Origin of the sequence: Commensalibacter communis (genome assembly GCF_947179015.1) — a bacterium.
GTDB lineage: Bacteria > Pseudomonadota > Alphaproteobacteria > Acetobacterales > Acetobacteraceae > Commensalibacter > Commensalibacter communis.
In genome coordinates this window covers 1-14000 of record NZ_CAMXCM010000003.1, presented here as the reverse complement: position 1 = coordinate 14000, position 14000 = coordinate 1, and the positions used below count along the sequence as shown (strand labels likewise).

At 36.8% G+C, this 14000-nt stretch carries 12 protein-coding genes; 10 read left to right on the top strand and 2 right to left on the bottom strand.

The features are described from left to right. Positions 1-88: 88 nt before the first annotated feature. The 3 genes from metE to PQG54_RS06785 all read left to right on the top strand — a co-directional run bounded on the left by metE (position 89) and on the right by PQG54_RS06785 (position 5041). Complete coding sequence (gene metE / locus PQG54_RS06795) at positions 89-2404, top strand: 5-methyltetrahydropteroyltriglutamate--homocysteine S-methyltransferase (RefSeq protein WP_271790262.1); 2316 nt, start codon at positions 89-91, stop codon at positions 2402-2404. Between the two features lie 123 nt (positions 2405-2527). Beyond that, a complete protein-coding gene (locus PQG54_RS06790) occupies positions 2528-3700 on the top strand; it encodes a DUF1624 domain-containing protein (protein WP_271790263.1) in 1173 nt (390 codons plus the stop codon). An 18-nt stretch (positions 3701-3718) separates the two neighbouring features. After that, positions 3719-5041 carry an OprD family outer membrane porin gene (locus PQG54_RS06785; protein WP_271790264.1) on the top strand — a complete coding sequence of 441 codons (1323 nt, stop codon included), beginning with the start codon at positions 3719-3721 and terminating at the stop codon, positions 5039-5041. Positions 5042-5089: 48 nt separating this feature from the next. Here the strand turns inward: PQG54_RS06785 and PQG54_RS06780 are convergent, their stop codons facing one another. Further along, positions 5090-5677, bottom strand: a complete 588-nt coding sequence (locus PQG54_RS06780) for a CC0125/CC1285 family lipoprotein (RefSeq protein ID WP_271790265.1) — start codon at positions 5675-5677, stop codon at positions 5090-5092. 225 nt (positions 5678-5902) lie between these two features. Between PQG54_RS06780 and queG the strand changes: the two genes are divergently transcribed. From queG to gluP, 7 genes are all read left to right on the top strand, one after another. Then, the gene (queG, locus tag PQG54_RS06775; protein WP_271790266.1) at positions 5903-6958 is read left to right on the top strand and encodes a tRNA epoxyqueuosine(34) reductase QueG; all 1056 of its coding nucleotides are present in this window, start codon (positions 5903-5905) and stop codon (positions 6956-6958) included. Further along, positions 6955-7185, top strand: coding sequence for a ribbon-helix-helix domain-containing protein (locus PQG54_RS06770; RefSeq protein ID WP_271790267.1), 231 nt, complete (start codon positions 6955-6957; stop codon positions 7183-7185). Before queG ends, PQG54_RS06770 begins: the two co-directional genes overlap by 4 nt. 66 nt (positions 7186-7251) lie before the next feature. Then, positions 7252-8082 (top strand): TerB family tellurite resistance protein, encoded by an 831-nt coding sequence (locus PQG54_RS06765; RefSeq protein WP_271790268.1) that lies wholly within the window; start codon positions 7252-7254, stop codon positions 8080-8082. A gap of 366 nt (positions 8083-8448) precedes the next feature. Next, positions 8449-9210 (top strand): MlaA family lipoprotein, encoded by a 762-nt coding sequence (locus PQG54_RS06760; protein ID WP_271790273.1) that lies wholly within the window; start codon positions 8449-8451, stop codon positions 9208-9210. A 15-nt stretch (positions 9211-9225) separates the two neighbouring features. After that, complete coding sequence (locus tag PQG54_RS06755; protein ID WP_271790269.1) at positions 9226-9879, top strand: MlaC/ttg2D family ABC transporter substrate-binding protein; 654 nt, start codon at positions 9226-9228, stop codon at positions 9877-9879. 99 nt (positions 9880-9978) lie between these two features. Continuing rightward, complete coding sequence (gene bluB, locus PQG54_RS06750; RefSeq protein ID WP_271790270.1) at positions 9979-10617, top strand: 5,6-dimethylbenzimidazole synthase; 639 nt, start codon at positions 9979-9981, stop codon at positions 10615-10617. Between the two features lie 168 nt (positions 10618-10785). Continuing rightward, the gene (gene gluP, locus PQG54_RS06745; RefSeq protein WP_271790271.1) at positions 10786-12474 is read left to right on the top strand and encodes a glucose/galactose MFS transporter; all 1689 of its coding nucleotides are present in this window, start codon (positions 10786-10788) and stop codon (positions 12472-12474) included. A gap of 77 nt (positions 12475-12551) precedes the next feature. On the opposite strand, the gene PQG54_RS06740 is transcribed toward gluP, so the two are convergent. Continuing rightward, positions 12552-13169: a hypothetical protein gene (locus tag PQG54_RS06740; protein ID WP_271790272.1), complete on the bottom strand. Its 618-nt coding sequence runs from the start codon at positions 13167-13169 to the stop codon at positions 12552-12554. Positions 13170-14000: the final 831 nt, after the last annotated feature.

Sequence of the window (14000 nt, the reverse complement as noted above, 5' to 3'; positions counted from 1 at the left end):
GCATAGTTCAATGAATTAATATCATTTTTATTTCTAGTTTACCTTGCCTATCATGCCTGTAATTCACGTTATACAGGAAAATAAACTCATGGTGACCACACATAATCTTGGCTTCCCGCGGATCGGTGTTAAAAGAGAACTCAAATTCGCTTTGGAAGCCTATTGGAATGGTTCTGAACCTCAAGAAGCCCTCATCAAAACAGGTAAAGCATTAAGACAAACCCACTGGCAGCATCAAAATCATTTAAATCATATCCCAGTAGGTGATTTTTCTTTTTACGACCATATTCTGGATGCCAGCTTTTTATTAGGAAATATCCCAACCCGTTCAGTTAAACAAAATGATACAATCTTAGATCAATATTTCCGCGTTGCCAGAGGGCGTTCTGTCAATGATATTACAGACGATAATCATAGTTTTGCAGGGGAAATGACAAAATGGTTTGATACGAATTATCATTATATTGTCCCTGAATTTACCAACGACACAAAATTTTCGCTAAATCCAGAACATTTATTACAACAAATTAAAGAGGCCCAACAGATTAACCCTCATGTTAAACCTGTTCTGATTGGACCTGTCAGTTATTTATATATTGGCAAAACCTATGGTAATCGCGATAAAATTAGCCTCTTGCCTCAACTAATCGAAATCTATCAACAACTTTTAAAAACGCTTGCTGAACATGATGTGCAATGGATACAACTCGACGAGCCGATCTTAGTCACTGAACTCTCTGAGGCTTGGAAAAACGCGTTTGTTTCGACCTATCAAGTGTTAAATACGCCCAACATCAATATCCTAATCGCCACTTATTTTGGACAGTTAAAAGAGAACCTTCCTTTATTGGCATCTCTATCTGTACAAGCCGTTCATTTAGATACCATCAATGGCTTTGACGAAATTAACCCCCTCATTAACGCCATTACAGATAATAAAATAATCTCTTTGGGGGTTATTAATGGACGTAATATTTGGAAAAGTGATTTAAATGCTATTTTACAATGGCTGGAACCCATTTCTCTACAATTAGGCGATCGTTTATGGATTGCGCCTTCTTGTTCTTTGCTACACGTCCCTGTTGATTTAAACAATGAACAAAAATTAGATTCAGAACTCCAATCTTGGATGGCGTTTGCATTACAAAAACTAGAGGAAATCAATATTCTTGCCACCGCCTTAAATCAAGGAAAAGCCTCTGTCCAACAAGCCCTAGATGACAATCAATCTGCAATCAATAGTCGTAAAAATTCTGATCGCACTCATAATCCAGCCGTGCGTCATGTTCGCTCTTTAATTACCCCAGAATTAGGACAACGCAAAAGCAATTATGCTGAACGATTTAAAAAACAACAAGCCATTTTAAATCTTCCACACTTTCCGACCACCACCATTGGATCTTTTCCTCAAACTGCTGATATTCGTAAAGCTAGAAATCAGTTCAAAAAAGGATTGATTGACTTCAAAACCTATGAAGCAGCAATGCACAAAGAAATTGCCTTTTGTATTGAACAACAAACCAAATTAGAGCTTGATGTCTTTGTTCATGGCGAAGCAGAACGCAATGACATGGTTGAATATTTCGGCGAGCAACTGAACGGATATGCCATCAGCCAACATGGTTGGGTGCAATCATATGGATCACGCTGTGTCAAACCTCCTATTTTATACGGAGACATTTCCCGTCCAATTCCAATGACCGTCGAATGGATTAAATACGCACAATCCCTGACCAATAAACCCGTCAAAGGAATGCTGACTGGCCCCGTTACCATCTTGAATTGGTCTTTCGTCAGAGACGATCAACCCAGATCAGAAAGTTGCTATCAACTCGCCATGGCGATCAGAGCTGAAGTCTTGGATCTTGAAAAAGCGGGTGTTCAAATCATTCAAATTGATGAAGCTGCATTACGTGAAGGTCTGCCTTTACGTCGTTCACAATGGAATGAGTATCTGAATTGGGCGATTGACTCTTTTCGTGTTACGGCCAATGGTGTGCAAGATGAAACACAAATTCATACGCATATGTGTTACTCTGAGTTCAATGATATTATTGCCGCAATTGCATCTATGGATGCGGATGTGATTACCATTGAAACCTCTCGTTCTAATATGGAGCTACTGGAAGTCTTTGAACAATTTAAATATCCAAACAGCATTGGCCCAGGCGTCTATGATATTCATTCCCCCAATATTCCTTCAACCGAGCAAATCATTCAATTAATGGACAAGGCCAAACAATTAATCCCTGTGCAACATTTATGGATTAATCCAGACTGTGGGTTGAAGACACGTCAGTGGAAAGAGGTCATTCCTGCCCTTGAACATATGGTAAGTGCAGCGAAACATCTACGAAAAAACACCATTAATGACCAATTTTATGCATCGATTACGACACATTAATCGTTAAATTATTCTATGGTTTCTATTTCTTTGCTTTTTCGTATAAAAGCAAAGAAATAGTATATTAAAACTAAAATTTGAGTCCCTATCAATGATTGATTTTAAGAAGAAAATAGTTTGGGTATGTTAAATAATAAAATAGAGCAATCTTCTCAACCGATATCACAACGCTTAAAATCTGTTGATATGTTACGAGGGATCGTTATTCTCATCATGATTATCGATCATGTCAGAGAGACTTTTTTCTTGCATTTGCAAGTCTCTGACCCGATGGATGTTTCGATAACGCCTCTGGATTTATATCTCAGCCGATCGCTTGCCCATATATGTGCCCCTATTTTTGTGTTTCTGACGGGTTTATCGGCTTATTTATATGGACAAAAACAACAGCATAAAAGCGATGTCAGTCGTTTTTTGCTTATTCGTGGATTGTTTCTGGTTGTATTAGAAATCACTGTGATTAATTTTGCTTGGACGTTTGAATTCCCACCCCATCGACTGTTTTTACAAGTCATTTGGGCAATTGGGTTAAGTATGATCGCTTTATCCGCACTCATCTGGCTGCCAAGAACCATATTGCTTACCCTAGCAATCATCATTATTGCTGGACATAATCTTTTGGATCATATTCATTTTTCGAATGAGTCTGCCTTATATATACCATGGGCAATCATTCATGATCGTGTTTGGGTAAATATTGGGGATATACTGACGTTTCGTACCACTTATCCTGTCTTACCGTGGATTGGTGTTATTTCCATTGGATATTATTGTGGATCATGGTTTAAATCCACTTTTCCTGCACAGCAACGCCAAAAGAATCTACAACTTAGCGCATTGTTACTCTTATCGTCTTTTATCATTATCAGAATGACAAATATTTACGGAGATCATCCATGGATTTATGGCAGCTCGACGACTGAAACCCTCATGAGTTTTTTTAATATTACTAAATACCCACCTTCTTTCTTATTTCTGTTAATCACGTTAAGTATTGGTTTCTTCTTACTGTCTTTCCTTGAACGTTTTCAACATGCTTTTATATTGAAATACGCAGCAATCTTTGGCAGCGTTCCATTATTTTTCTATATCCTCCATTTATTCGTTCTGAAATTTATGTATCTTGGCACTGTATATCAATTTGGTAAAAACAAAGGGGATTATTTTGGGTTTAATGAAGTTTGGCAATTATGGGCTTGTTGGCTTGCCTTAATTTTCTTACTATACCCATTCGTGCGTTTCTTTTCCAACTATAAAGCGACGCATAAACATATTCATTGGCTAAAATATTTATAGTGTTGAACAGAGCCAGACATGCTTAAGAGACATACAAAAAAAATATTGGTTCCTCCTTTTCTGATTTTACATTCCATTGGATGTAATTGTGCATATTGTAGCGAAACAAAAGCAGAAAAGAAACATGGTTTCTGGGCCGACAGTGTAACTTCTATTGTTAATCGCACCGTTTACGACACGAGGAAATATCCAGACGTTAAGACCTCCCCCAATTATGCAACCGAATGGGGCTATGGATTAATGGCCAGTTTTCAGTCTGGCTTTACCCCTGGCTTCGTCGGGTTCGGCATTGATGCTCAAAGCTATACAGGATTAAAATTACAAGCCAAAGGACGCACGGGGCGCATTCGATTATTACGAAAAAATGCTGATGGCAGCGTGCAAGATTTTTACAATCGCACAGGGGGTGCCGCCAAAGTAAGGCTGCATTCTACAGTTGCTAAATACGGTATAATGCGTCCCAAAACACCGATATTTAGCTCTTCTGACACAAGGTTACTACCAGAAACATCTACAGGACTATTGGTAACCAGTAACGAAGTTAAGAAACTAACCCTACAAATAGGACATTTTACTGCTAATGCCGATCGTAATGCGACCAAAAATCATAATGATCTGATCGTCAATTATTTAAACCCATCCTTTAGAAAAGGAAAATCATTTGATTTTGTGGGTGGAACTTATACTGGAATTAAAGAACTTTCTTTGACATCTTATGTCGGGCGGTATCATAATAGCTGGATGACTTATTATATAAACGGTAATTACAAACATCATTTAACGCATCATCAAATGATTATCTTGGATCTGCAATTTTATCACAGTCATAATACAGGCAAATCCTATGCGGGAAAAATTAATAATAATACGGCCAGTTTAGCTGCGACTTATCAACTCGGCGTGCATAAATTCTCTGCTGCTTATCAAAAAGTCCACGGGAATACACCCTTTGATTATGTCACCAGAGGCGCAATCTGGCTGCCCAATGCAACGCAATTATCTGATTTTAACGGCCCACATGAACAATCTTGGCAAGTCAGCTATGAGCTGGATTTATCCCTGATCGGTATTCATGGTCTTTCTATAAGCTCTGCTTTTATCAGAGGAACAGGGATTGATGGCACGAAGATGACACAAAAAAGTGCCTATTATTGGTTGGGATATGGCAAAAACGGCAAACATTGGGAGCATGAGCTGATGGCTAGATATGTCGTTCTAAAAGGCTGGGCGAAGAAGCTGAATATTACTGCCAGACACAGTATTCATCAAGCGAACAAAGCTCAATCAGAAATTAATACCAATCAATTCAGAGTAGCCGTGGAATATCCAGTTGTATGGTAAGGAACAACTGTTATTTATATTAAACAAGTTGCTCCTTAAGTTATAATCTTATTTATGCTGTTCTGGCTGTTGAATAATCACTTGACCAGTTGGGCTTACACCATATTTTTGACCAATTGTTGTCAAAATTAATGTTGCATTATAAGCATTTTGTGGCGCGGTCTGTTCGTTCGCAAAGCATTCTATGTTATATGCGATCTCTGCGGGTCCTGTTGTAACCACTTGTGGCACACCATAAAATGGGTCATTCCACACTGGTGGTCCCCAAGCGCCAGGCCCCCAAGCACCTGGTCCCCAAAATCCTGGACCGCCGCCCCAATATCCACCGCCATATCCACCACCTGCATAAGTCACTTCTCTTTGTGGTTTTTTATGAACATTACTAGAGCTATTCATAACAATAAAATATTGGTATCCATTTTGAATTGTTGTTTGAGCAGCTTTAATCAATGTAATATTTTGCGCAGCAGCATAGCTAATATTATCATTTGCAGTATAAGAAATACGAAACGTTTGCTTGTTTAAGGGATATGCACTGAAATCCCCCAGCTGATTAAAAGGTAAAGGAGTGTCCGATGCACATCCAGAAATTGCCACCACCACGGCGAGTGCTGGTAAAAAAGAAAAAAACTTCATCCTTAATCATTCCTTTACATTTAATGGAAAATTATCACTTATAAAAAAATACTAATAAATAATAAGGTATTCATATTATTTGCTGTTTTACAATATATTTATTCTTTCAATTATTTCAACAATCGCAATAAACTCTTTTGTTTTTCTTTGCCTTTAATTCTGATAGTTTATAGCTTTCGTATTATACCTACATTTTCAAACCTTTCTGATATTTTATGCCTTCTTATGTTACCTGTATCTTTAACGCAACTTATTCGAAATAAAGCATTTGAACTGGGATTTGATCAGTTTGGTATTTGCAAAGCACAACTGTCACCAGAAAAAGCACAACAGTTAAACGAATTTATTGATAGGAAACGCCACGGAGAAATGCAATGGTTAGAAGATCGTTCCTTTCAGCGATCCAGCCCAGACCATTTATGGCCAGAAGTCAAATCTGCTATCGTTTTAGGTGTTAATTATGGCCCCGACATTGATCCATTAGCCAACTTAAACCATCCCGAAATAGGGAATATCTCTGTTTATGCACGACACAGAGATTATCACGACATGATTAAAGGATGGTTAAAACATTTGGCACAATATATCATCAAAGAAGCTAAACCATTTATAACTCCAACCGATCAAGTCAAAGTATTTGTCGATACCGCCCCCATTATGGAAAAACCTTTGGCGCAACAAGCTGGACTGGGGTGGCAAGGCAAGCATACCAATTTAGTTTCGCGTCAATTTGGCAGCTGGCTTTTCTTAGGGGAGATTTTGACGACATTAGAACTACCGCCCTCTCAAACTTCTAAAAACCATTGCGGCAGTTGCAACCAATGTTTACAAGCCTGTCCCACCAATGCTTTCCCTGCACCGTTTCAACTGGATGCGACACGCTGCATTTCATATTTAACCATTGAATATAGTGGTGCTATTCCCATCGAATTTCGAAAATCCATTGGTAATCGTATTTATGGATGCGATGATTGTTTAGCGGTTTGCCCTTGGAATCATTTTGCTCAACATAGTCGCCATATCAAATTACAAGCTCGCCAAGAGCTGAATAAACCACTATTAAAAGAATTTTCCCATTTTACCGAAGAAGAATTCAGACAATTTTTCTCTGGATCGCCCGTCAAACGAATTGGATATATACGCTTTATTCGGAATGTGTTGATTGCACTAGGCAATTCTCAACAGCAATCCTTGCTATGCCATGCCCAATTATGGGCAAACCACGACAATGCGATTATCCAAGAAACCGCCCAATGGGCCATAGAACAGTTAAAATCATGAGCAATCCTTATTTACAAAAACGCAGCTTACGCCTTTCTGGTCATAAAACCAGTGTGGCTTTGGAAAAAGAATTTTGGCAACTATTGGAACAATCTGCTCAAAAACAACAACTCTCTTTGTCTGCATTGATTATGTCTATTGATACAGACCGAGACCCAAATCGCCCTCTTTCTTCGGCTTTACGATTGGCAGCATTGGCGTTTGCGTCTTCAACAGGCGAACGATAAACATATTGCCTTTTGCTGCAAAAATAGTAGACTTACACTCTCTTTATAATTTTTATTGTTAAGCACATGGCGTTTATTGGAAAAGTTTTTGGTACTGTTGCTGGTTTTGCTGCGGGGGGACCTATGGGTGCCTTACTGGGTGCAGCCTTAGGACATGCCGCAGACAAAAATACATTGTTAGATCCCCCTGCTGGTGGATGGACAGAACAATGGAAACGTAAAATCTCGCCTGACTTTATGGGTGCCGCAAGTTATATTGCTGTCAAAATGGCGGTTAGTACAGGAAAAAAAGACCAAGCCTTAGCCTTGTGTATGATTATTCTGTCCGCAAAGATCGCCAAATGTGATGGATCTGTCAATCGTAAAGAAATCGATGCTTTTAAACGCTTCTTTGCAGTACCAGCTCAACAGCAACCCGCCATTGGAAAATTGTTTGACCAAGCACGCCAACGGGTTGACGATTATCCAAAATTTGCAGAAGAGCTGGCGGTGGCTTTTAAAGATGAAAAAAGCAAACTTGAAAATCTTCTGATCCTCCTTTTCGCCATTGCCAAGGCAGATTCAGATCCCTCAACCCCATTACATCCCGAAGAAGAAAAATTCTTACGTCAGGTTTATAAAATCTTTGAATTGCCGCAGTCGGCATGGGATTATATGATGAACGGTGGCTCTCTGCGCAGTGTAGCCGAAGAACAAAACCCATATGAAGCACTTGAAATCCACAGCAATGCCACTGATGAAGAAATACGCAATCAATGGCGTAAGCTGGTTCGCGAACATCACCCTGATGTCATGGCTGCCAAAGGCGCAACTGAAGCTGAGATGGCAGAATCAGCAATTAAAATTGTTAAAATCAATGCTGCTTGGGATTATATCAAACGAAATCGTGGTTTATAATTATTGAACAGATTATTTATTGTTAATATATCTACGATTCTGTTTACCGCTTCTTGTTTTATATCAATATTTTACAACAAAATCTAAAATAATAATGTGATTATAGTACAACATTTCGTTAAGATACGTTTATTTTTTATTCTGCCCACAACCTTTTTTCTGTTGTTTAGAGATGAATCTGCTATGGTCAAAACGCAATCTGTGCAAAAAATTAGATATCAATATAATCAAAGCCTATCGCACGATATGACTGGGTATATTTGATATAGTCTATGGAATTAATAAAACCACTTGAGAGGCAAAATGGATTTGAATAACAGTAATATTTCTCATTCTTTACAGCCTCAAACAAAGAAAAAACAAAAAATGCGTCGTCTCTCTTATATTACTTTGACTGTTGGTTTATCTCTTTTCGCAAGTGCATGTACGGCACCAGTTCCCAAAGATCCAGAAGCCTTGGCTGAATATAAACGCAATAATGATAAATACGAACCTACAAACCGTGAAATGTATAATCTCACGACCACAGTTGATAAATATACTCTTCGCCCTGTTGCCAAAGCGTATGTTTGGGCTGTGCCAAAAGTAGTTCGCAAATCTCTGAGCAATATGATTACAACAATGAATGAGCCTGTTGTGTTCTTTTCTGATGTTGGCGCTGGCAAACCAAGACGTGCTGGCGATACCTTTGCTCGTTGGTGTATCAATATGGTTGCTGGTGTTGGTGGTTTTATCGATGTTGCCTCTATGGTTGGGTATGAACATCATGATACGACCCCAGGCATGACTTTGGCTTCTTGGGGAATCAAATCAGGTCCTTATTTATTTGTACCCTTTATGGGACCATCAAGCTTTCGTGAAGCAGGTGGCTCTATTATCGCTGTTGGTTTACAGCCATTTAACTATGTCCCCAGAGGATATGGCTTGATTACTTTTAACTGGGCATATAATATCCTAGGTGTAATTAGCTCTAGAGCGGACTATCTTGATGCAATGGATCAATTACAAAGAGATTCGTTGGATCCTTATGCAACTATTCGTAGCGCATACCAACAACAACAAAGTGCTGAGATCAAAGAGCTCATCAATGACCACAGAGCCACAACGCCAGCTTGGTATATAAAATAAGTTAGGAATTATATAATGAAGATTTACTCTTGTCGTTTTCTTTTTTCTATAGCCACAGTTTCAAGTATATTATTTTCCAGTAATATAGTTCCTTATTCTCCTCTTGCTATTCCAGGTGCACACGCACAAAAATCTTATTCAGGCACAGAATTAAGACAATGGCTCGAAGCCACAGGTAATAAAATGGTTTCTGTTGTGAATAGCAATAAATCCGCAAAAGAGAAGAAAGAACAGTTTTTAACAATTTTAAATCAAGATGTTGATGTTGACACAATCGCTAAATTTTGCCTTGGTCGTTTTTGGCGTATCGCAACACCAGAACAACAAAAAGAATATGTTCAATTATTTCACCAGGTATTAATCAATTCTATCACTGACCGTTTGGGCGAATATAAAGGCGTTTCTTTTGACATTGGCAAAGTCTCTACAGTTGAAGGTGGTAGGTTCTCAATTGAAACCATTCTTCATCGTCCAAAACAGCCAAATGTCTCGATACAATGGGTTATCAGTACAGAAAGCGGATCCCCAAGAGTGGTTGATATTATTGGCGAAAATGCCTCTTTATCAGTGACACAAAGAGGTGATTATACTTCTTTTATTGCTCGTCACGGTAATAATGTCTCTGCATTAATTGATGCATTAAAACGTCAAATTTCAAAACACCCATAATAGCTTGGCTCCAAAGCTATATATTTAATCAAAAGCCAGGAAGTTTCTTATCCTGGCTTTTTTCGTTTCAACCTTTACAAGCACAGAGGATATAAATTTATGCCTACTCCTCAATTTTCAGATGATTTTATTCAAGAGCTTGAGCAACTCTTTTCTTGGCGCAGAGATGTCAGACACTTCCAATCAAAACCCGTTGATAATCATATCCTTAACCAGCTATTATACGTTGCCTCATTAGCACCTTCAGTCGGACTCAGCCAACCTTGGCGATATATAAAGGTTGAAACCCCTGCCCTACGTGAGCAAATTTACTCGCTTTTCCAAGAGTGTAATCAACAAGCTGCGCAAGAATATGCTTCTGAACAACAACAAATGTACTCAAATCTAAAACTATCTGGTCTGAATGATGCTCCACATCATATTGCTGTTTTTTCAGAAATAAACCCCGCACAGGGCAAGGGATTAGGAAGGCAGACCATGCCAGAAACGACAAATTATTCAACCGTTATGTCAATTTTTAGTTTTTGGTTGGCTGCCAGAGCTTACGGTATTGGGGTTGGATGGGTTTCTATTTTGCCTCCTGCAAAAGTGAAGTCTATTTTAACGGTTCCAGAGGATTGGAATTTTATTGCCTATTTATGTGTAGGCTATCCTCAATTTCAGAATATAACTCCAGAACTAGAGGAAAAAGGTTGGGAAAAGCGTAATCCTGAACGACAGCAATGGATCGTTAAATAGACTAGTAAGAACATCACGTATAAATAATCTCTAATTGATCTTATAAATATCTTTTGATTTTTCAATTTATATGTTTTTCTATATGTATATTATTTTGCTTACTATAATTTATATATAACGAGCGAATTTAATTCTCCAATTTTATAAAAATATAGAAACAGGACGATTATGAGCAATTCTTCATCAGGGGCTTCTGACAATTTCGAAGCCCGTCAAAATTCATTCACGTACTATCCTGTCGCATTAAGCGTCATGACAACCGTTTTCTTCATGTGGGGATTTTTGACGTGTCTAAATGATATTCTTATTCCACATTTAAAGACCGTATTTGAATTAAACTATGCCCAAGCCATGTTGGTCCAATTCACATTCTTTGGTGCATATTTTCTAATGTCTATACCAGGAGGGAAAATTGTTTCCTCGCTCGGATATAAAAAAGGCATTGTCACTGGTCTTATTATTGCGGCAATTGGCGCATTTGGGTTTTGGCCTGCGGCTATTTCCTCTAATTATTACATTTTCTTACTTGCACTTTTTATTCTCGCAACTGGAATAACAATCTTACAAGTTGCCGCCAATCCGTATGTTACCTTATTAGGCTCTCAGAAAACCAGCTCTAGCCGACTAAACTTGGCTCAAGCATTTAATGCTTTGGGAACCACTGTAGCTCCCTATCTTGGTGGTATTCTTATTCTAGTGGGTGCTTCTTATACTTTACCAAAAGATGTGGCAACAGCTCCAGAAACAATTCAATTAATTTCTACACTTGAAAATAAACCAACCACGGATATTCAATCTGCATTCAATCAAGCAAAGCCTGAGAATGTTGCCTATGCTTTAAAAAATATTCCACCTTTCATTTTTAACAAACTTTCGAATGAATTACTATTAGAACAAGCTAATCGCCTTCCCCCTGAAATATTGGGAACTGTGTTAAGCGATATACCAACTGAACAAAAGTTATATATTCTCAGTAATATTCCAGCGGAAAAATTAGAGCAATTACCTGCCGATGCTTTAGTGCAATCAATGGATGGTCTTGTTACAACTTCACTTGATCCTAACCAAACGAATATGCTGCAAAAGTTAAAAAGTGAAATAACGCCCGCAGCTAAACAAAAAATGCAAGAATATCGGAATAATCAAGCCAAATCAGTTCAAAAACCATATGCAATTTTGGGTATTATTCTTTTATTACTTGCTGGTTTCGTGGCCATCTTTAAGCTTCCCGAAAATAAAGATCAAGCAGAAGAAAGCAAAAACACACCTCATTCTCTTAAAGATGTATTTCAATATCCTCATGCTGTTCTTGGTGCATTAGGAATTTTCTTTTATGTTGGTGCCGAAGTATCAGTCGGCAGTTTTATGATAAGCTATTTAACATTACCTGATATTGGTCGGATGACTGAACAAGTTGCCTCCCAATATGTCGCTTTTTTCTGGGGAGGTGCGATGGTTGGACGTGTCATAGGATCAGCATTAATGGTGAAAATATCCCCACGCAAATTATTGTCTCTTTGTGCAATTGTTAATCTGTGTTTATTAGTTATTACCATGCTATCCTCTGGAAATGTTGCTGTATATTCTATTATCTCCATTGGTTTATTTAACTCTATTATGTTCCCGACGATTTTCTCTTTAGCTATTACAGGAATGGGAATTTTAACAGAACAAGCATCAAGTTTAGTGGTAATGGCTATTGTCGGAGGGGCAGTGATTCCATTTGCTCAGGGTTTTATCGCTGATAGCATTGGATTACACCACGCTTTCTTATTACCACTTCTTTGTTATGTATATATTTTATACTATGGCGTTAGCGGAGCAAAGCCTTCTAAAACTGTTATAGAGCAATCATAGATTTATCGTTTACTGGGCAATGTTTTGTTGCCCAGTAAAACCCAGCCCTATCAACATCAATTAAAAATAACAACTTTCTATTTTTTTATAATTTTCCACAATTTTTCACCGTGTTTAAGAATATATAATGTTTTTAAGAAAGGTACTTTCTTGCCCAAAACTTTATATATCTCCGAAGCCTTTATTGGTTTAGAAAGTTTTTTAAAGTCAATTAATTCTTGATAGCAACTGCCGTCTTGCTTGGGATCATCATAACGATATCCATTTTGTACTATGCCACTTGCCTTACCATAAGCAACAATTCCTTCTCCGTTGGCATATAAAAAAACAATATCATCTTTTTTAATTTTTTTAATACTCTCTTTCCACGGAGAGCTAAAGGCTTCAATGCGCTCCTCATCCATCATGCGCGCATGATCTGCTACATTATTCCCTTTATTTGTATTAAATAGAAAATATCTTATAACATTATCTTCTGACTCTATGATATCATCATCCATGGTGTTGATATATTGATATGCCTGTTCTAATCCAGTTTTTAATAGATTGACCATTACTTCATTTTTAGAAGTTTCAAGGTAATCGACTAATCCTTCAATTTGAGAAGCAATCTCTTCAGTCATACGAATCGTTGTCGCAACGGTTTCTTTTTTATTTTGTTCATTATTTTCTATCATAGAAATAATACCAGCCATACTCTCCTCCAATCTTTTTTTATAATTTTTATTTGATTTGATAATTAAATCATTATTAATACAAAAAACATTATATATAAACTTAAAAATATACGTTCTATAACAAGAGCAACACTCATTTAATTTACTTTATTTTTTTCTGCTAATTTCTATTATGCAAAATATATCTAAATTACGGTAACTACTCATATCGTATATCCTATTGAATATATAAAGCTTATCAACTAATAAATAACTTTTATACAGCATATTTAATAGATTCAAAAAAAATTAATAACCTATATAAAAAAAATTCTTTTAAAAATTTAAAAAAATTAAAATATAATTCATCATTAATTAACAATAAATGTACAATCAATCAAAAAGCTTATTTTTTTTATAATAAAATCTTAGAGAGCTGGAAAAATAAAACGATACACTATCAATATAATATATATATTTTACATATTATAAATATTCTTTATTTTTGAATCAAAATGGAAATAAAATTTAATTATTTTTAAATTTGTTTTGACTCTATTATAATTATGTATATATTACGAGTAGTTAGGTTTTTATATTTCAGGATACAAACTACAAATAAAGTATAATAAATAATAAATATAAATAAATTAAGTCGAATAATAAAGAATGAAAACTTCTAATATAAAAGTTAACAAATTCTTATATTTTATTTACTTAAAGGTAGTAATAAATGAGTGATTTATTAAAAGGTGAGGATTTATCAGATGATTTGGATGATTTTGGACAAGATGGTGGTATTTTACCGATACAAGCGAGGAGTTTTATAGCACCTAGATCTGTTGGAATTAGCACGTATGCATTACCCAC